Source organism: Erwinia sp. Leaf53, from assembly GCF_001422605.1.
In the GTDB taxonomy this organism is placed as follows: Bacteria; Pseudomonadota; Gammaproteobacteria; order Enterobacterales; family Enterobacteriaceae; genus Erwinia.
In genome coordinates this window covers 257,250-274,734 of sequence record NZ_LMLK01000023.1, presented here as the reverse complement: position 1 = coordinate 274,734, position 17,485 = coordinate 257,250, and the positions used below count along the sequence as shown (strand labels likewise).

Annotated in this window: 15 protein-coding genes and 5 tRNA genes; 11 read left to right on the top strand and 9 right to left on the bottom strand. The window is 58.5% G+C overall.

The window, feature by feature from the left end:
* The first annotated feature begins 147 nt into the window (after positions 1-147).
* Together ASF13_RS17460 and ASF13_RS17455 are read left to right on the top strand one after the other, a co-directional pair.
* Positions 148-1,137 (top strand): aldo/keto reductase, encoded by a 990-nt coding sequence (locus ASF13_RS17460; protein WP_056239186.1) that lies wholly within the window; start codon positions 148-150, stop codon positions 1,135-1,137.
* 391 nt (positions 1,138-1,528) lie between these two features.
* Positions 1,529-1,897: a DUF2502 domain-containing protein gene (locus tag ASF13_RS17455; RefSeq protein WP_056239184.1), complete on the top strand. Its 369-nt coding sequence runs from the start codon at positions 1,529-1,531 to the stop codon at positions 1,895-1,897.
* A gap of 187 nt (positions 1,898-2,084) precedes the next feature.
* On the opposite strand, the gene ASF13_RS17450 is transcribed toward ASF13_RS17455, so the two are convergent.
* A complete protein-coding gene (locus ASF13_RS17450; RefSeq protein WP_056239178.1) occupies positions 2,085-3,317 on the bottom strand; it encodes an Nramp family divalent metal transporter in 1,233 nt (410 codons plus the stop codon).
* Positions 3,318-3,750: 433 nt separating this feature from the next.
* Between ASF13_RS17450 and ASF13_RS17445 the strand changes: the two genes are divergently transcribed.
* Positions 3,751-4,935: a NupC/NupG family nucleoside CNT transporter gene (locus ASF13_RS17445; RefSeq protein ID WP_056239175.1), complete on the top strand. Its 1,185-nt coding sequence runs from the start codon at positions 3,751-3,753 to the stop codon at positions 4,933-4,935.
* Positions 4,936-5,098: 163 nt separating this feature from the next.
* Positions 5,099-6,397 (top strand): rhodanese-like domain-containing protein, encoded by a 1,299-nt coding sequence (locus ASF13_RS17440; RefSeq protein WP_056239172.1) that lies wholly within the window; start codon positions 5,099-5,101, stop codon positions 6,395-6,397.
* A gap of 338 nt (positions 6,398-6,735) precedes the next feature.
* Here ASF13_RS17440 and ASF13_RS17435 read toward each other — a convergent pair.
* Both ASF13_RS17435 and ASF13_RS17430 read right to left on the bottom strand, forming a co-directional pair.
* A tRNA-Ala gene (locus tag ASF13_RS17435) sits at positions 6,736-6,811 on the bottom strand.
* Positions 6,812-6,861: 50 nt separating this feature from the next.
* A tRNA-Ala gene (locus ASF13_RS17430) sits at positions 6,862-6,937 on the bottom strand.
* A gap of 679 nt (positions 6,938-7,616) precedes the next feature.
* Here ASF13_RS17430 and ASF13_RS17425 point away from each other — a divergent pair.
* Together ASF13_RS17425 and ASF13_RS17420 are read left to right on the top strand one after the other, a co-directional pair.
* Positions 7,617-8,405 carry a formate/nitrite transporter family protein gene (locus ASF13_RS17425; RefSeq protein WP_056239169.1) on the top strand — a complete coding sequence of 263 codons (789 nt, stop codon included), beginning with the start codon at positions 7,617-7,619 and terminating at the stop codon, positions 8,403-8,405.
* A gap of 154 nt (positions 8,406-8,559) precedes the next feature.
* Positions 8,560-8,913 (top strand): YfeC-like transcriptional regulator, encoded by a 354-nt coding sequence (locus ASF13_RS17420; RefSeq protein WP_056239168.1) that lies wholly within the window; start codon positions 8,560-8,562, stop codon positions 8,911-8,913.
* A 36-nt stretch (positions 8,914-8,949) separates the two neighbouring features.
* Here ASF13_RS17420 and gltX read toward each other — a convergent pair whose 3' ends face one another.
* Complete coding sequence (gene gltX / locus ASF13_RS17415; RefSeq protein ID WP_056239165.1) at positions 8,950-10,362, bottom strand: glutamate--tRNA ligase; 1,413 nt, start codon at positions 10,360-10,362, stop codon at positions 8,950-8,952.
* Positions 10,363-10,376: 14 nt separating this feature from the next.
* The gene (locus ASF13_RS17410; protein ID WP_056239162.1) at positions 10,377-10,595 is read right to left on the bottom strand and encodes a hypothetical protein; all 219 of its coding nucleotides are present in this window, start codon (positions 10,593-10,595) and stop codon (positions 10,377-10,379) included.
* 36 nt (positions 10,596-10,631) lie between these two features.
* Between ASF13_RS17410 and ASF13_RS17405 the strand changes: the two genes are divergently transcribed.
* The 4 genes from ASF13_RS17405 (at position 10,632) to ASF13_RS17390 (ending at position 11,550) form a co-directional block, all read left to right on the top strand.
* Positions 10,632-10,707: transfer RNA gene (locus ASF13_RS17405), tRNA-Val, on the top strand.
* Positions 10,708-10,760: 53 nt separating this feature from the next.
* Positions 10,761-10,836 (top strand) — tRNA-Val (locus ASF13_RS17400).
* Between the two features lie 73 nt (positions 10,837-10,909).
* A tRNA-Lys gene (locus ASF13_RS17395) sits at positions 10,910-10,985 on the top strand.
* 214 nt (positions 10,986-11,199) lie between these two features.
* Entirely contained in the window at positions 11,200-11,550 is a 351-nt protein-coding gene (locus ASF13_RS17390; protein ID WP_056239160.1) for a FlxA-like family protein, read from the top strand.
* Here the strand turns inward: ASF13_RS17390 and ASF13_RS17385 are convergent.
* Positions 11,547-12,467, bottom strand: a complete 921-nt coding sequence (locus ASF13_RS17385) for a LysR family transcriptional regulator (RefSeq protein ID WP_056239158.1) — start codon at positions 12,465-12,467, stop codon at positions 11,547-11,549. The genes ASF13_RS17390 and ASF13_RS17385 overlap by 4 nt on opposite strands.
* Positions 12,468-12,562: 95 nt before the next feature.
* On the opposite strand from ASF13_RS17385, the gene ASF13_RS17380 reads away from it, so the two are divergent.
* Positions 12,563-13,576, top strand: a complete 1,014-nt coding sequence (locus tag ASF13_RS17380) for a bile acid:sodium symporter family protein (RefSeq protein WP_056239155.1) — start codon at positions 12,563-12,565, stop codon at positions 13,574-13,576.
* A gap of 63 nt (positions 13,577-13,639) precedes the next feature.
* On the opposite strand, the gene ASF13_RS17375 is transcribed toward ASF13_RS17380, so the two are convergent.
* The 3 genes from ASF13_RS17375 to ligA form a co-directional block, all read right to left on the bottom strand.
* Positions 13,640-15,115 (bottom strand): PhoPQ-activated pathogenicity-related family protein, encoded by a 1,476-nt coding sequence (locus ASF13_RS17375; protein ID WP_056239152.1) that lies wholly within the window; start codon positions 15,113-15,115, stop codon positions 13,640-13,642.
* A 112-nt stretch (positions 15,116-15,227) separates the two neighbouring features.
* Positions 15,228-15,443 (bottom strand): DUF3820 family protein, encoded by a 216-nt coding sequence (locus ASF13_RS17370; RefSeq protein WP_056239150.1) that lies wholly within the window; start codon positions 15,441-15,443, stop codon positions 15,228-15,230.
* 1 nt (position 15,444) lies between these two features.
* Positions 15,445-17,454: an NAD-dependent DNA ligase LigA gene (ligA, locus tag ASF13_RS17365; RefSeq protein WP_056239147.1), complete on the bottom strand. Its 2,010-nt coding sequence runs from the start codon at positions 17,452-17,454 to the stop codon at positions 15,445-15,447.
* Between the last annotated feature and the right edge of the window lie 31 nt (positions 17,455-17,485).

Below are 17,485 nucleotides of genomic sequence, written 5' to 3'. Positions count from 1 at the left end.
GCAGAATTCCCACGGCAAAACTGGCAAGCCAGCGTTACGCGCTACAAAGTCTCTGAGTTGCGATCTGCCGCGCGCTTTCGCATAGTGTAAACGTATACACTAAACCGCTGCGTTACCGGACTCATCTTCTTTTTATGGGATAATATTATGTTTTATCAGGCAGATGGACATCGTTATGACGGCATGACCTACCACCGCTGCGGGCGCAGTGGCCTTAAGCTTCCGGCGATTTCTCTTGGGTTATGGCACAATTTTGGTGACAGCACCCGCGTCGATAACAGCCGTGACCTGCTGCGCCACGCGTTTGATAACGGTATCACGCATTTCGATCTGGCCAATAACTACGGCCCGCCGCCCGGCTCCGCCGAGGAGAATTTTGGCCGCATCCTGCGCGAAGACTTTCGCCCGTGGCGCGATGAGCTGGTGATCTCCAGCAAGGCCGGTTACACCATGTGGGATGGCCCTTACGGCGACTGGGGTTCACGTAAATACCTGATTTCCAGCCTTGATCAGAGCCTGAAGCGCATGGGGCTGGAGTACGTGGATATCTTCTATCACCACCGTCCCGATCCGGAAACCCCGCTGGAAGAGACCATGACCGCACTGGACCACATCGTGCGTCAGGGCAAGGCGCTGTACGTCGGGCTTTCCAACTACCCGGCCGGGCTGGCGGCAGAGGCGATTACGATGCTGAAACAGCTGGGCACCCCGTGCCTGATCCACCAGCCGAAGTATTCGATGTTTGACCGCGCGCCGGAAGGTGGCCTGCTGGACGTGCTGTCTGAGCAGGGCGTTGGCTCAATCGCCTTCTCACCGCTGGCCGGCGGCATGCTTACCGACCGCTATCTGAACGGTATTCCGCAGGACTCGCGCGCCGCCAGCGGCAGCCCGTTCCTCAGCAGCGACCGCTTAACGCCGGAGACGCTGGATAAGGTCAGCCGCCTGAACGCGCTGGCGCAGCAGCGCGGGCAGAAGCTGTCGCAGATGGCGCTGGCGTGGGTGTTGCGCGGCGACCGCGTGACCTCGGTGCTGATCGGTGCCAGCAAGGTCAGCCAGATCGACGATGCGCTGGGCATGCTGCAGCAGCGCACCTTTAGCGAGCAGGAGCTGGCGCAGATCGACGCTATTCTGGGCTGACACGATCCTCTGAGCGAAACCGTATTCTTTGCAGTCTGTTACGGGCGATGGGCCCTGACAGGCTGCCCTGAATCCTGCTTTATGCCCCAGGCTGACGGGAGCCTGAAATCTGACGGCTCCCGGACCTGTTACCAGGCTGTTTTGCACTTTCAGCGTATCCGGACCTGTGCTTACCCGTTAGTTCCCGGCCGATCTGCCCAGCCGGTTTCACGTTGTCATAACGTCTGTAGCAGCGCAGTGAACCCCGCCCTGTGTCCAGAGACCTTCTCCAGACAACTCTTAAATCCGCGCCGGGGCCGATTTTTCAGAATCAGCCAGATAGTCTCACCGGACGACGCCTTATACTCTCCCCGTCAGAGCGGTGACGTTATGCCGCTGATAAGGAGAAACAATGAAACGCTTTCTGATTATTGCCAGCCTGCTGGCAGGTTTAGCACTTCCGCTTTTCAACACAGCACAGGCCACCGGTGCCAGCATTTCACTGCTGCCCGGCGTCACCCTCCATTTAGGCGACCAGGACGATCGTGGCCGCTACTGGGACGGCGGCCGCTGGCGCGACCGGGGCTGGTGGAAGAATAATTACCGCTACGACGAAGGGCGCTGGTGGCGGCACGCCGAATGGCGACGCCATGAGCAGATGCGCCGCCATCATCAGTGGGAAAAAGAGCGCCGCTGGCACGAGCGTGAGCGGCAGCGCGAGTGGCGTCACCACGAGAAAGAACGTCGCCATCACGAAAAGGAGTGGCGTCGTCACCATTAACCCACAGCACAGCGCATCATGGCGCAGCTAACTGAACGCCATCGCTAAGGCATCATGCGAGTGACAGCGTTGCGCAGTTAAAAAAAAGCGGCTCATCAGGAGCCGCTTTTTTGCGTAAGGGTTCAGGTCTTCCCCGGATGAGCTCAGGTAACGCCATCAGCGCAGGTGGTGACGATCGCAGCGTTGCCTAGCGCAGCATCGATACCAGCAGATAGCCGTTCAGGATCACCACCAGGATGACGATCAGCCAGCCGATGTTCTGCATCAGCCGCGAGTTGGTCATGTCGCCCATCAGCTGACGGTTGCCGGTAAAGGCCAGCAGCGGCACCAGCGCCAGCGCGATACCAAAGCTCAGCAGCACCTGGCTCATCACCAGAATGCGCGTTGGCTCGATCCCGGAGAGGATCACGATAAACGACGGCAGCATGGTGATCACCCGTCGCACCAGCAGCGGGATATGGAAGTGGATAAAGCCCTGCATCACCACCTGGCCTGCCATGGTGCCGACGACCGTCGAGGAGAGCCCCGCCGCCAGCAGGCTCAGGCCAAACACCAGCGCGGCGGAGCGGCCCAGCAGCGGGTCGAGGGTGACCCACGCCTCCTCCAGCTCGGCCACGCCGCTGTGGCCGCTAAAGTGGAAAGCGGCGGCGGCGGTGGCCATCATCGCCAGGTTAACGAAACCGGCGATGGTCATGGCGACCGCCACATCCATCCGCGTGGCGCTGTAGCGCTCGCCGCGCGTGCCGCCTTCATCCTTTTGCGTCAGCGACGAATGCAGGTAGATGACGTGCGGCATAATGGTGGCACCGAGCACCCCGGCCGCCAGCAGCACGGCGTCCGCCGTCGGCAGTGACGGGATCGCCATCCCTTTCACCAGCTCGACCACGTTGGGCTGCGAGAAGAACAGTTCAATAATGTAGGCCGCGGCAACGAACAGCAGCAAGCCGCCGATCAGCAGCTCCAGCGGTTTCTGCCCGCGGTTCTGCAGCATCAGGATCAGGAACGTGGCCACGCCGGTCAGCACCGCGCCCTGCAGTAAGCTGACGCCAAACACCAGTTTAAAGCCGATTGCCGCGCCGATAAATTCCGCAAGGTCGGTGGCCATGGCAATGATTTCCGCCTGTACCCAGTAGAACCACACCAGCGGGCGCGGATAGCGGTCGCGGATATGCTCACAAAGGTTTTTGCCGGTAGCTATGCCAAGCTTGGCGGACATCAGCTGGATCACCATCGCCATGATATTGGCCCACACCACCACCCACAGCAGCGTGTAGCCGTAGCTGGCGCCGGCCTGGATATTGGTGGCGAAGTTGCCGGGGTCGATATAGCCGATTGCGGCGATAAAAGCCGGCCCCATCAGGGCAAATTTGACTTTTCGCTGGCTGCGGATGCGCTGTTCTGCAGTACGACTTTCCTGCATGGTGGTTACCCCTGGTTGGCGTGGCTTCACGCCCGGTTCTGACAACGTAGTGATGAATACACCGGCATATCGGGTGTTTTATATCCACCAAAATAGCAAGCGCTAAAAGTTATAGCAATGGCTATAATTTGTATAAATATGTCAGCATGGCGCAAAAATGCGTCCTCAGACACTGTAGGGGATTGAGAATCTGCTTTCCAGACGCAGGCTGTTTTTTTCATCATCATTGAGCGCGTATTGCACTAAAGGCCCCCCTGCGCGGATAATCAACCACGCTGACGGCCGTTTACGGCCAAAAACCTGTGACGCCTCAAGCTTTTCTGCAATCCCATGCAATAGGTAATTGTTATATTGCGACGCAGTTCTCGTTTTTCCGCTCCTTGTTACATAGAATGTGCAACGAAATATAACTGCCCTCAAATTTGGAGCATACATGTCCCGCTATCTTCACTTCGCTTTGGCGCTGGCGCTGGTTGCCGTGCTGGCCTTACTGGTCAGCCGTGACCGCAAAAATATCCGCGTCCGCTTTGTCATACAGCTGCTGGTGATTGAAGTTGTGCTGGCCTGGTTCTTCCTGAACTCAGAAGCCGGCCTTGGATTCGTGAAAGGCTTTTCGGATCTGTTTGAAAAACTGCTTAAATATGCCGCAGAGGGGACTAACTTCGTCTTCGGTAATATGAGCGATAAGGGACTGGCCTTCTTCTGGCTGAACGTGCTTTGCCCGATCGTGTTTATCTCCGCGCTGATCGGTATTCTGCAGCATTTCCGCATCCTGCCGATCATCATCCGCGCCATCGGTACGGTGCTGTCGAAGGTGAACGGCATGGGGAAACTGGAGTCATTTAACGCGGTCAGCTCGCTGATTCTGGGACAGTCAGAGAACTTTATCGCTTATAAAGATATCCTCGGCAAAATGTCTGAACGCCGCATGTACACCATGGCAGCTACCGCGATGTCGACCGTGTCGATGTCAATCGTCGGTGCCTACATGACCATGCTGCAGCCGAAGTACGTGGTCGCCGCACTGGTGCTGAACATGTTCAGTACCTTTATCGTGCTGTCGCTGATCAACCCGTACCGCGTGGACAGCGAAGAAGATCTGAAGCTGAACAATACCCATCAGGGACAGAGCTTCTTTGAAATGCTTGGCGAATATATCCTCGCAGGTTTCAAAGTGGCAGTGATCGTGGCCGCGATGCTGATCGGTTTTATCGCTCTGATCTCCGCCATTAACGCCCTGTTCGACACCATCTTCGGCATCAGCTTCCAGGGCATTCTCGGCTACGTCTTCTTCCCGTTTGCATGGGTGATGGGCGTTCCGGCCGGTGAAGCGCTGCAGGTGGGCAGTATTATGGCCACCAAACTGGTTTCTAACGAATTTGTTGCCATGATGGACCTGCAGAAGATCGCCGGTACCCTGTCGCCACGTGCGGAAGGTATCCTGTCGGTGTTCCTGGTCTCCTTCGCTAACTTCTCGTCGATCGGCATCGTCGCCGGTGCGATTAAAGGTCTGCATGAAGAGCAGGGCAACGTGGTGTCACGTTTCGGTCTGAAACTGCTGTACGGCTCGACGCTGGTGAGCGTGCTCTCCGCTTCCATCGCCGGTCTGGTGCTGTAATTCTCTGGCGGGGCCGCCCGGCCCCGCCCGTAATTGCTGATTTTTTCTTTCTTATCAATTATTACGCATTTCCCCTCGCTGCCTTTCGGATCCAGGATTGAGCCTCACCTCCCCTGCCCCGCGAACGACGCTCGCGTCATCGCCCCGATTCGGAACCGCTGATATGTCTGAGAAAAACCTGTTAATCCGTGATACACAACACCTCCTGAACGCGCTGAACGCCGGCGAAGAGCTGGCGCTGGTCGACGCCCGTGAAGAGGTGCCGTTTGCCGGTGGACATCCGCTGTTTGCAGTCAATATCTCGGTATCAAAGCTGGATATTGAGATCCTGAACCGCATTCCCCGGCTGAACACGCCGGTCACCCTGTACGATAACGGCGAGGGCCTGGCACGCGTGGCGGCCGAGCGGCTGCGGGAGATTGGTTATACCGACGTCGCCCTGCTGGCCGGTGGGCTGGCAGGCTGGGTGGAAGGCGGCGGTGAGCTGTTCAGCGGCGTTAACAGCCCGGCAAACGGCTTTGCCAGCCTGGTCGACAACTCTACGGCCACCCCACTGCTTGGCACAGAACAGCTGGCGCTGCAGCTGGAGAGCCAGGACAACGGCGCACGGTTAAGCGCGGTGGAAGCGCGTACGCTGGCCGATCGTGCCGGGGTGCAGCGCATCACGCTGGCCGGGTTGCAGCAGTGGCAACAGCAGGAGCGGACGCTGTACCTGTTTGATGTACGCGTGCTGGCGGAGTATCAGCAGGGGCACCTGCCTGGCTCACGCTCCGTACCTGCCGCGCAGCTGGTAAAAGAGACCGATCAGTTCGCCAGCGTGCTGAATGCGCGCATCGTGCTGATCGACGACGGTGACGGCGTGCGTGCCACCGTCGCGGCCAGCTGGCTGGCGCAGCAGGGCTGGCAGGTGGCGATCGTTGATGGCCTGCAGGCGGCAGACTTCAGCGTCAGCGGTGGCTGGTCACCGAAGGTGCCTGAACTGGATGCTCAGCCTCAGGTGACACCGGCCGAACTGACGGCGCGGCTGGCGGAAGGTGATACCCAGGTACTGGACTTCACCACCAGCGCCAACTACGTCAACGCGCATATTCCCGGCGCGGCCTGGCTGCAACGCGCGGCGCTGACCACCGCCGGGGCAGACGCGCTGCCCGCAGCAGAGCGCTACGTAGTGACCTGCGGCAGCAGCCTGCTGGCCGCTTACTCTGCGGAGCAGCTGCGCCAGCTGACCGGCAAAGAGGTGCAGGTGCTGACCGGCGGCAATACCGCGTGGAAAGCGGCCGGGCTGCCGGTGGAACAGGGTGAAACCACGCTGCTGCTGCCACGCATCGACCGCTTTCTCCGCCCGGAGGAGCGCAGCAACCCCAGCGCGGCAGAAATCGCCCTGCAGGACGCCTGGCGCCAGGGCCTGCCTGCGCAGCTGGCGCGTGACGGCAGCCACCGCTTTAAGGTGCTGGCCGCGTAAAGCGCAGCGTGGTGAGCGGCCAGCCACGAACGGTGCATCGTCAAACGTGAACTGTGAACTGTGAACTGTGAACTGTGAATCGTGAACTATGGGTTGCAGGCTGTAAGCGGTGAGCAGTGAGCAGTGAGCAGTGAGCAGTGAGCAGTGAGCAGTGAGCAGTGAGCAGTGAGCAGTGAGCAGTGAGCAGTGAGTGATGAATAGCGGGTGGCGGGTCGGCAATGCCGGCCCGTTCTGTTTTCGGGGCGTGATTAAAATAGCCACCCGCCGATTTCAGACCGCAGAAACGACAAAAATCCGCCTGAGCAGATTTTGTGTTAAATCAGAAGATTTAAGAATTTTGGTGGAGATAAGCGGGATCGAACCGCTGACCTCTTGCATGCCATGCAAGCGCTCTCCCAGCTGAGCTATACCCCCACTGCATAAAACTTCGGCTTTCGGTGCCACCTCATCCTCTGGTAAAGATTTGGTGGAGATAAGCGGGATCGAACCGCTGACCTCTTGCATGCCATGCAAGCGCTCTCCCAGCTGAGCTATACCCCCAGTCCGAAAAGCCGTGTCGTGTTGACGGGGTGCATATTATGGAACGGGGGCCGGAGTGTCAACGGCAAATTTTAAAACTGCGACCGATCGCTGAAAAAGCCGCCACCGCGCTGAAAAAAGCACTAATTTGTCGGTTAATTCAACAGGCTAAGGCAAAAAGAAGGCGGCAATTCGCACCACTGCGCAGAGCAAAAAGGCGTTTGCAGACAGCAACTGGAGAAAAGAGTGCGGGCCGACAGGCAGATGAGCATGACAACGGCTTTACCCTGTGAGGCAGATAACCGTGATAATGGCTTTTGCCCTGTGAGGCAGATGATGACGATCGCGGCTCATGCTTTAGTCAATGGGTGACAAGGGTGAGAAGTGCCTTGCCAGTTCGCAGACAATGGAAAGATCGGCGGCGGTGGGGACATCATTAAGTGAGTCACGTCACGGCTTTTGGGCGAATGCGCAGCAACGCACATTGACCACAAAGCGGGCAAGGTTAAGAAATAGCACTACACATCAGTAATTTAGCATTTTCTGTTAAGTAATCGTTATTATGAAGAAAATTCACACTTGTATTTGTTAAAATCCCATGCAAAACTGCGCCCGCTTACGGATACCGGGGCCGTTATCGCGCAGGATAAGCGCCGCCGCCTCCGGTAGTTTCTCCTGTTACTTACATCCAGAGTCTCCCATGTCTTTGCATACACCAAAAGAAATCGCCGCCATTGCCGTGCAATCCGGCGTGGCGAAAAGTCATACCCCGATCTCCGCCATTCTGATCCTCGGTTTCATGGCCGGTTCCTTTATTAGCTTCGGCTTCCTGCTCTATATCCATATTGTTTACCAGTTGCCTGCTGAATGGGGTTCATTCAGCCTGCTGCTGGGCGCTGCGGTGTTTCCGGTGGGGATTATCCTGACCGTTCTGTGCGGCGGTGAGCTGCTGACCGGTAATATGATGCTGCTGCCGATGGCCTGGTTCTCACGCCAGATCCAGCTGAAACACGTGCTGCAAAACTGGTTCTGGGTGACGCTGGCCAACTTCCTCGGCAGTATTACCGTTGCATGGCTGTTTGGCCATATGCTGGGTATGACCGAAGGCGTGTTTCTGAAGAAGACGCTGGCGATTGCCAACGCCAAGGTCAACGCGGATTTCCTGCAGGCGTTTATTTCCGGCATCGGCTGCAACTGGCTGGTGTGCCTGGCTACCTGGCTGGCGTACTCCAGTAAAGACGTGGTCGGCAAGATCCTCGGCATGTGGTTCCCGATCATGGCCTTCGTGGCGATCGGCTTCCAGCACGTGGTGGCTAATATGTTTGTGGTACCTGCGGCAATCTTTGCGGGGTATCTGAGCTGGGGCGAGTACCTGCCTAACTTTGTTGCCGTGTTCCTCGGCAATACCGTTGGCGGCGCGGTGTTTGTTGGCCTCGCCTACTACCTTGCTTACCGCCCGCGCCCGGAAGAGAGCGCCCTTTCCCGCTGATCGCTCCCTCCCCTGCGGTCAGCGGGGGAGCATTTCCCGTCATTTCGCTCTTTTTCGCTCGTTTTGCTGCAAGGTTCGGCATTCTAATTGGTTGTTCGCGTGATGAATTGTTGTAATATGTTCAATTACTTTATTCGGCAAAAGGGACATTAAAGTGAAAAAGGATTGGTTAACACCGGAAGAACTGGCACAGCAAACGGGCTTCAGCAGACAAACCATCAACAAGTGGGTGAAGAAAGAGGGCTGGACCACCGCGCCGAAACCGGGCGTTCAGGGTGGAAAAGCGCGCATCATCCATATTGATGAGCGGGTAAGGCAGTATCTGAAATCAACACGCCACGCTGCCGAGCCGGCGGCGCATTATCGCGTTAATCAGAATACGTTACCGGCGCTGCTGGTCAGTTCGTTACAGCAACTCAGCAACGAAGAGCAGGAACAGCTGGCGGCACTGCTGTTGCGGGAAGGGATTCAGGGTATTCTGCAGCGGCTGGGCATCGGTAACAGCTGAAAAAAAACCGGCCATCAGGCCGGTTTTTTATTGCGCTTACTGCGCTTCGCGGGCGCTGATGTACTCCAGCGCTTTGCCAATCCGCGCCACGCTGCGCGACTGACCGATAGCGTGAACGGTTACGTCCAGCCCGGGTGACTGCCCGGCACCGGTCACCGCGACGCGCAGCGGCATACCGACTTTACCCATCCCCACTTCCAGCTCATCCGCGCTGGCCTGAATCGCCGCGTGCACGTTTTCCGCCGTCCAGTCGCTCAGGGCGGCCAGCTTGTCGCGCACCACTTCCAGCGGCTGACGCGCTACCGGGCGCAGATGCTTCTTCGCGGCGTCCGCGTCAAACTCATCAAATTCTTCATAGAAGTAGCGGCAGGAGGCGGCCATCTCTTTCAGCGTCTTGCTGCGTTCGCCCAGCAGCCTGACCAGCTGCGCCAGCTCAGGCCCGGTGCGGGTGTCGATGTTTTCCTGCTCGATATGCCACTGCAGCTGGGTAGCCACGTATTCCGGCGCCAGCGTATTGATATAGTGGTGGTTCAGCCACTGCAGTTTCTCAGTATTAAAGGCACTGGCAGACTTGCTGACCTGATCCAGCGAGAACAGTCTGGTCATCTCTTCCACGCTGAAAATTTCCTGATCGCCGTGAGACCAGCCCATGCGCACCAGGTAGTTCAGCAGCGCTTCCGGCAGGTAGCCGTCATCGCGGTACTGCATCACGCCCACCGCGCCGTGGCGCTTGGACAGTTTTTTGCCGTCGTCGCCGAGGATCATCGACACGTGCGCATAAACCGGAACCTGCGCGCCAATCGCCTTCAGGATGTTGATCTGACGCGGGGTGTTATTGATATGGTCTTCACCGCGGATTACGTGGGTGATGCCCATATCCCAGTCGTCAATCACCACGCAGAAGTTGTAGGTCGGCGCGCCGTCGGTACGGCGAATGATCAGGTCATCCAGCTCCTGGTTGCTGAACTCGATCGGTCCGCGGATCTGGTCGTCGAAAATCACCGAGCCTTCCTGCGGGTTACGGAAACGCACCACGTGCGGTTCATCATCCGCGTGATGGTCGTGGCTGTCGCGGCAGCGGCCGTCATAGCGCGGCTTCTCGCCGTTGGCCATCTGCGTTTCACGCAGGGTTTCCAGCCGCTCTTTTGAGCAGTAGCATTTATAGGCGCTGCCCGCTTCCAGCATCTGGTCGATCACGCTGTTATAACGGTCGAAGCGTTTAGTCTGGTAATACGGGCCCTCATCCCAGTCAAGATTCAGCCAGTTCATCCCATCCATGATCGCATCGATCGCCTGCTGGGTGGAACGCTCCAGGTCGGTGTCTTCAATACGCAGCACAAACTCGCCGCCGAGGTTACGGGCAAACAGCCAGGAGTAGAGCGCCGTGCGTGCGCCACCAACGTGCAGATAGCCGGTTGGGCTGGGAGCGAAACGGGTTTTGATTTTCATTAATGACTGCCTTATTACGCGAATGCTTTGGCCTGAGGCAGAGCCGATACCGGCCCTGCTTTGAGTGGCACATATTCTATCACCGCAGGGCGAATCCTCAACGCCAATCCCCCCTTATGCCGCAGTTGCATGAATAAAATCCGCCAGCCCGCGGCGGTTTTTGCCTGCAAACACAGCAGGTTGATTATTTTTACGACGAACGCACCTTTTCCCCGTAAAAAGCGTTGACTCATTTTGGCGGTTCCCTATAATGCGACTCCACACAGCGGGGGTGATTAGCTCAGTTGGTAGAGCATCTCCTTTACACGGAGGGGGTCGGCGGTTCGAGCCCGTCATCACCCACCATTCAAATTGAATGATGCCCGCAGTGTTAAGCAGTACCCGGAAATTCGCGTTATGGGTGATTAGCTCAGTTGGTAGAGCATCTCCTTTACACGGAGGGGGTCGGCGGTTCGAGCCCGTCATCACCCACCATAATTTGCGATATGTCCGGCAGCAGTAACGATATGGGTGATTAGCTCAGTTGCCCGTCATCACCCACCATATCGGGTCGTTAGCTCAGTTGGTAGAGCAGTTGACTTTTAATCAATTGGTCGCAGGTTCGAATCCTGCACGACCCACCAGTGTTAAGAAGGCGCCCTAAAGGCGCCTTTTTGCTGTGCGCAAATCGTCAGGGTTCGAACCTGCAGCAGGTTCGGGTCGAGCGACAGCGAGACAACGTTGCCAGCGGCAACGGCTTCCCTTTCACTTTCTTATCGCTTCTTTTACGCTTTACTGCCTCAAGCTCTGCGCCCCCGCTCCGATAACCGTTAATGGTTAACCAGAAAGGAGTAAACCATGTCCACTATCAGTACCAGCACCCCCTCGGTGACGTCCGGTTCATCTTCCGGCAGCGGCGGGGCTTCCCAGACGGCCAGTATTGCTAAACAGATCACCGCCCTGCAGCAGCAGTTGAAGGACCTCAGCTCGGACAATACCCTGACCACCGAGCAGAAACAGGAAAAACAGCAGCTGATTCAGGCGCAGATCCAGCTACTGGAGGCGCAGCTGGCGCAAATCCAGCAGCAGCAGGCGGAAAAGGCCGCCGCCCAGGCGCAGCAGAGTAAAGCCGCCGACAGCGGCAGCAGCAAGGTGGCCGACGGCGTCAACCGTCCAACCGAAACCAATACCCTGAACGTCTATATCTAAAACGGTGATGTCAGGCGGCGCTGTTGCGTCAGCAGTTCGGCCTGCTGGCGCACCAGCTGCCAGATTGCCTCACCGGCGGGCGTCAGCGAGCGGTTTTTACGCCGTACCAGCATAACGGAACGGTTTATTTCCGGCAGCAGCCGCCGCACCAGCAGCGGCCGTCCCTCCGGCAACGGCAGTGCCAGTGCGGGCAGAATGCTGATGCCGATGCCCGCTTCCACCATCGGATAGAGGGTCACCGGGTGACCGATCTCCTGAGCAATCTCCGCCTGCACCCGTTGCTCCCGCAGCGCCCGATCGATCAGCACCCGACTACCCGAGGCATAGTCCTGCAGCACCAGCGTACGCTGGTTGAGCATCTGCCAGCTGACCGCGGCTTCCCGCGCCAGCGGATCGTCGCGGCGACACAGCAGCAGAAAGGGTTCTTCCAGAATCGCCTCGCACTCCAGGTCGTCATCCTGCAGCGGACCGATAACGATGCCAAAATCCACCTCGGCGTTACGCACGCTCTGCAACACCCACTGCTGCGGGCGATCGCGCAGCATCACCTTAATCTCCGGGTAGTGCTGCTGGCCGGCTGCAAGGCACTGCGGCATAAGATGGGCGGAAACCGTCTGGCTGGCCGCCACCCGCACCGTCCCGCTGCGCTGCTGACCGTAGCTGCGCACGTCGAGCAGCGTATTGTTCAGCTCCTCCAGCAGCCGCTCAAGCCGGCTGGCCAGCTGCTCGCCGGCTTCGGTCAGCAGGACTTCCCTTGTGGTGCGATCCAGCAGACGGATGCCCATCTCCGTCTCCAGCTCTTTAATGCTGTGGCTGACCGCCGACTGGCTGAGGCCAATCAGCTGCCCGGCCCTGCTGAAGCTGCCCTGCTGCGCCACCGCCACAAACACCCTGAGCTGACGTAAGGAGTAATTCATCTGTTTATTTCATATATGGATTCAATAAATCGATTTTATTTATAAACCGGCCAGATGCACAATAGCATCCATGATTTTTTAACCAGGCATTAACAATGGGCATTTTCCGTATCGATCCACTGATGTTGAAACTGATTATCACCGTGTTGCTGGCCAGCTTTCTGCCGGCGCGCGGTCACTTCGTTGATTTCTTTGAGTGGCTGACCACCGCCGCTATCGCCCTGCTGTTCTTTATGCACGGTGCCAAGCTCTCTCGTGAGAAGATCATCGCCGGCGGCGGCCACTGGCGGCTGCACCTGTGGGTGATGTTCAGCACCTTTGTGCTGTTCCCGGCGCTCGGCATGCTGTTTGTCTGGTGGCACCCGCTGCCGCTCAGCACCGAGATGTACACCGGCTTTATGTATCTGTGCATTCTGCCGGCCACCGTGCAGTCATCGATTGCCCTGACCTCACTGGCCGGAGGCAACGTGGCCGCCGCCGTCTGCAGCGCCTCAGCCTCCAGCCTGCTTGGGGTGTTTATCTCCCCCCTGCTGGTCGGGCTGCTGATGAATGTGCACAGTGACGCCGCCGGCGGCAGCGTTGAGCAGATTGGTAAAATTATGCTGCAGCTGCTGCTGCCGTTTGTACTTGGCCATCTTTCACGCCGCTGGATCGCCGGCTGGGTTGAGAAAAATCGTGGTCTGATTGGCAAAACCGACCAGGCGTCGATCCTGCTGGTGGTCTATTCCGCCTTCAGTGAAGCGGTGGTGAACGGCATCTGGCAGCGCGTGAGCGGCATGACGCTGCTGTGGATTGTGGTAGGGAGCCTGGCGCTGCTGTTCCTGGTGCTGGCGATTAACCTCGCCGCCGCACGGCTGTTTGGCTTCAACAGGGCTGACCAAATCACCATCCTGTTCTGCGGCTCGAAAAAGAGCCTCGCTAACGGCGTGCCGATGGCCAATATTCTGTTCCCGTCCGCAGCGGTGGGGATTATCGTGCTGCCGCTGATGATCTTCCACCAGGTACAGCTGATGGTCTGCTCTATGCTGGCGCAGCGCTATAAAAAAGCCGGTGAGAAGCAGGCTAAACGAGAAAAAACGGGCAGCGTGGCGGTGGAATCGCAAAAATAACGCCCTGCGAGGGCCGGTAATGCTGACAGGCTTTACCGGCTCCCCGTTGAGCGTTTACGCCCGTTAAGAGCCGAGCCCGCGCCCCGGCAGGGTTTTACAGGCCGGAGCCTTGTCCGGCGGTGCTACGGTCGGGAATTTATCGTCCGGCGTGATGTACACTGGCGTCGTTGCAACATAGCCATCACTGGAGGTGGCTTCGACAAAGGTCGCCTGCCAGCCCTTCTCCTGCGACGGGAGCATCAGGTTAAGCTTATCGCTGACCGGTAACGACGAGGGCTGATAGGTGATATCACAGGCAAAGCGGAAATCACGTGCCTCCGGGTTGACCGCCTGCCACATCTTTATCGACGCGGGCGTTTCTGAAAATGCCACGTTCAACTGACCGTTCTGCACCGCAGAGGTTACCTCAGGCAGCGCACTCCCCTGCTGAATCCGCTTCACAAAGGTGGTCAGCGACTGCTCAGCGTAATTCCGGATGCCGGCATGCCCGGTATTTGGCGCATAGCGCAGTGATTTAACCCCTGGCAGGCTATCGAAGTAAAACCGGGAATTATCGGGTACGTAAAAGTCATCGCCGCTGGCGTTGATGATGTACTTGGGAATCGACAGTCGTTCGCCATATTCGGTTTGCTGATAGGCCAACGGATCCTCGATCTGCAGCAGGCTGGCAAACTCGCGGGTTTCCACGCGGGTATCGATCCCTTCCTGATAATAGGGATTAAAGGCCATCGGCCAGTTATCACCATAACTGTGATACATATGGGTTAATGATGATTGGATCCCCAGCAGATCCATGACAAACGGTGCGATCGCCTCAACGCGTTCATCCGCTATCGCAGTCAGCCAGGTTGCCCACCCGCGCTTGGATAATCCCGAGACGATAAATTTATCCACTTTCCACTGCCACAGTTCACGCTCCGCCAGCGACATAACCTGTGAGACCGCTGCCGCCATTGGCACATGCAGAGACATTCGCGGCAGGGCGTCGGGCGCTTTCATAAACAGTGACCAGCTGTGCGCGACGCTGTCGTCTTCGGCGCGGGCGCGCTGGTCATCGGTGTAGGTCAGCAGCTGATTGGGTACATCGCTCACTGACACAATGATGGTACGGGTGTTGCGCGCCAGCGAAGCCAGCTTATCCGGGGTCATATCGCTGGGAACGCCCGGCGGTTTTCCTGCGGCCGGTTTGTTGGTGCCGTTATTGATAAATACCACCGCACGCCGGGTCAGCGGGTTTTCCGGAATGTAGATATCCACATTGTGGAACCACTCGGCGGGCAGCACCATTCCGGCGGGGGACCAGGACTGGGACTTCAGGCGGTAATGGGTCAGTACCACATCCGTCAGGGTTTCATTGCCGACAAAATGATAGTCCAGCGGAGCATTCGCCAGCTCGGCACGATAGCATGGGATCACCGCACTAAAGCCGTCGGCGGGATTATCGCAGCCTGGCGCGACAGGCTGGGCAAAGGCAGCGGTGGTGCACAACAGCAGCGCGGCCGGGGCGGCCAGCGGCAGGGTATGTTTTATAACAGGCATAATAATGTCCCTTTTCAGGTCAGGTAGTGACTCATTTTCAGGAGTCTCACTCTGGCTAAAAAAGGGACAGCGGAGAACCTTAACCTTATTATTTAAGGAGTTTTAATGCGGCTCAACCACGTTTTAAGGGGTTTATCAGCCCCTCCAGGCCTTCGATCTTAATCGCCAGCGTCAGCTGCATCAGCTCACCCAGGTGCCCTTGCGGGAACTCATCCTTGCGGGCAAACCACAGCAGATACTCCTCCGGCAGGTCGATCAGCACCCGTCCTTTGTATTTACCGAACGGCATCTGCGTATTGGCGATCTCCAGCAGGTGCTGCCTTTCCATCTTACTCTCCCAGCAGGCGGACCATCTCCGCTTCGTCAATCACCGCAATGCCCAGCTCCTGCGCTTTCGCCAGCTTGGAGCCAGCGGCTTCACCGGCGATCAGCAGATCGGTCTTTTTCGAGACGCTGCCGCTGACCTTAGCACCCAGCGCCACCAGCCGGTCTTTGGCTTCATCACGTGACAGGATGCTCAGTGAACCGGTCAGCACCACGGTTTTACCGGCGAACGGGCTGTCGATCTCCTCCGGCCTCACAACCACCACGTCCGGCCAGACGACGCCCTTCTCAATCAGCAGGCGGATCACCTCACGGTTGCTCTCCTCATCGAAGAAGTTACGCACGTGGCTGGCGACCACGCTGCCGACGTCCGGCACCGCGATCAGCGCTTCCAGATCGGCCGCCATCAGCGCGTCCAGCGTGCCAAAATGCGCGGCGAGGTTGGCGGCGGTCGCTTCACCGACTTCGCTGATGCCCAGCGCGTAGAGGAACCGCGCCAGCGTGGTCTGCTTCGCCTTCTGCAAGGCATCAACCACGTTTTGCGCCGACTTTGGCCCCATACGATCCAGCCCGGTCAGTTTCCCCGCCGTCAGGTCGAACAGATCGGCCGGATTTTTGACGTACTCTTTATCCACCAGCTGATCGATGATCTTCTCGCCCATGCCGTCGATATCCATCGCGCGACGCGAAACGAAGTGTTTTAAGGCGCCTTTACGCTGTGCGCCGCAGATCAGGCCGCCGGTGCAGCGGGCGATCACTTCACCTTCGACGCGCTCAACGTCCGAGCCGCATACCGGGCAGTGGCGAGGAAAAACGACCTTACGCGCATCAGTGGCCGATTCCACCACGCTGACCACTTTTGGGATCACGTCGCCGGCGCGGCGGATCATCACCCGATCGCCGATCTTCAGCCCCAGCCGTTCAATTTCATCGGCGTTATGCAGCGTGGCGTTGCTAACCATCACCCCGGCCACCAGCACCGGCTCCAGCCGGGCAACCGGCGTGATCGCCCCGGTGCGCCCGACCTGGAACTCCACGTCACGCACGGTGGTCAGCTGCTCCTGCGCCGGGAACTTGAAGGCCACCGCCCAGCGCGGCGCGCGGGCAACAAAGCCCAGCTGCTCCTGCAGATCCTGCGAATCCACCTTGATCACCACGCCATCAATATCAAAGCCCAGCGTCGGCCGGTCGGCTTCCACCTGCTGATAGAACGCCAGCACCTCCTGCGCCGTATGGCACAGGCGCACCCGGTCACTGACCGGCAGGCCCCAGGCCTGCAGCTGCTCAAGACGCGCCAGATGGCTGCGCGGCATCTCGCCACCGTCCACCACGCCAACGCCGTAGCAGAAGAAGGTCAGCGGACGTTTGGCGGTGATGCGCGGGTCCAGCTGGCGCAGCGAGCCGGCCGCCGCGTTGCGCGGGTTGGCAAACACCTTACTGCCGGTGCGCCGCGCCTCGTCGTTCATTTTCTCAAAGCCGTCCTGCGGCATAAACACTTCGCCGCGCACCTCCAGCCGCGCCGGGATCTGCTCCCCGCGCAGCACCAGGGGGATGGCGCGGATGGTGCGCACGTTACTGGTGATATCTTCACCGGTCGTACCGTCGCCGCGCGTGGCCGCACGCACCAGCAGGCCATTTTCATACAGCAGGCTGACCGCCAGGCCATCCAGCTTCAGCTCGCAGCAGAAGGTGACCTCATCGCTGCTTTTCAGCCGGTCCTGTACGCGCTTGTTAAAGGCGAGATAGCTCTCTTCATCGAAGGCGTTGTCCAGCGACAGCATCGGCACCTCATGCCGCACCTGGCCAAACGCCGCCAGCGGGGCCGCACCGACGCGCTGGGTCGGGGAGTCCGGCGTGATCAGCTCAGGGTGCTCGGCTTCCAGCGCGCGCAGTTCACCGAGCAGCCGGTCATACTCGGCGTCCGGCACCTCCGGCGCATCAAGCACGTGATACTGGTACTCGTGGTGGCGCAGCAGGGTGCGTAAATGGGTTAGTTGGTCGTGTACGGATTGCATAGCGGCACCATCAGAGATAAAAAACCCCCGG

Excerpts from the sequence above, each read along its gene's own strand:
- ligA (WP_056239147.1), bottom strand. The coding sequence starts at position 17,454 with ATGCAATCCGTACACGACCAACTAACCCATTTACGCACCCTGCTGCGC.
- ASF13_RS17445 (WP_056239175.1), top strand. The coding sequence starts at position 3,751 with ATGTCCCGCTATCTTCACTTCGCTTTGGCGCTGGCGCTGGTTGCCGTG.
- ASF13_RS17440 (WP_056239172.1), top strand. The coding sequence starts at position 5,099 with ATGTCTGAGAAAAACCTGTTAATCCGTGATACACAACACCTCCTGAAC.
- ASF13_RS17450 (WP_056239178.1), bottom strand. The coding sequence starts at position 3,317 with ATGCAGGAAAGTCGTACTGCAGAACAGCGCATCCGCAGCCAGCGAAAA.
- ASF13_RS17410 (WP_056239162.1), bottom strand. The coding sequence starts at position 10,595 with ATGAGTCAACGCTTTTTACGGGGAAAAGGTGCGTTCGTCGTAAAAATA.
- ASF13_RS17460 (WP_056239186.1), top strand. The coding sequence starts at position 148 with ATGTTTTATCAGGCAGATGGACATCGTTATGACGGCATGACCTACCAC.
- ASF13_RS17385 (WP_056239158.1), bottom strand. The coding sequence starts at position 12,467 with ATGAATTACTCCTTACGTCAGCTCAGGGTGTTTGTGGCGGTGGCGCAG.
- ASF13_RS17375 (WP_056239152.1), bottom strand. The coding sequence starts at position 15,115 with ATGCCTGTTATAAAACATACCCTGCCGCTGGCCGCCCCGGCCGCGCTG.
- ASF13_RS17455 (WP_056239184.1), top strand. The coding sequence starts at position 1,529 with ATGAAACGCTTTCTGATTATTGCCAGCCTGCTGGCAGGTTTAGCACTT.
- ASF13_RS17425 (WP_056239169.1), top strand. The coding sequence starts at position 7,617 with ATGTCTTTGCATACACCAAAAGAAATCGCCGCCATTGCCGTGCAATCC.
- ASF13_RS17380 (WP_056239155.1), top strand. The coding sequence starts at position 12,563 with ATGGGCATTTTCCGTATCGATCCACTGATGTTGAAACTGATTATCACC.
- ASF13_RS17370 (WP_056239150.1), bottom strand. The coding sequence starts at position 15,443 with ATGGAAAGGCAGCACCTGCTGGAGATCGCCAATACGCAGATGCCGTTC.
- ASF13_RS17390 (WP_056239160.1), top strand. The coding sequence starts at position 11,200 with ATGTCCACTATCAGTACCAGCACCCCCTCGGTGACGTCCGGTTCATCT.
- gltX (WP_056239165.1), bottom strand. The coding sequence starts at position 10,362 with ATGAAAATCAAAACCCGTTTCGCTCCCAGCCCAACCGGCTATCTGCAC.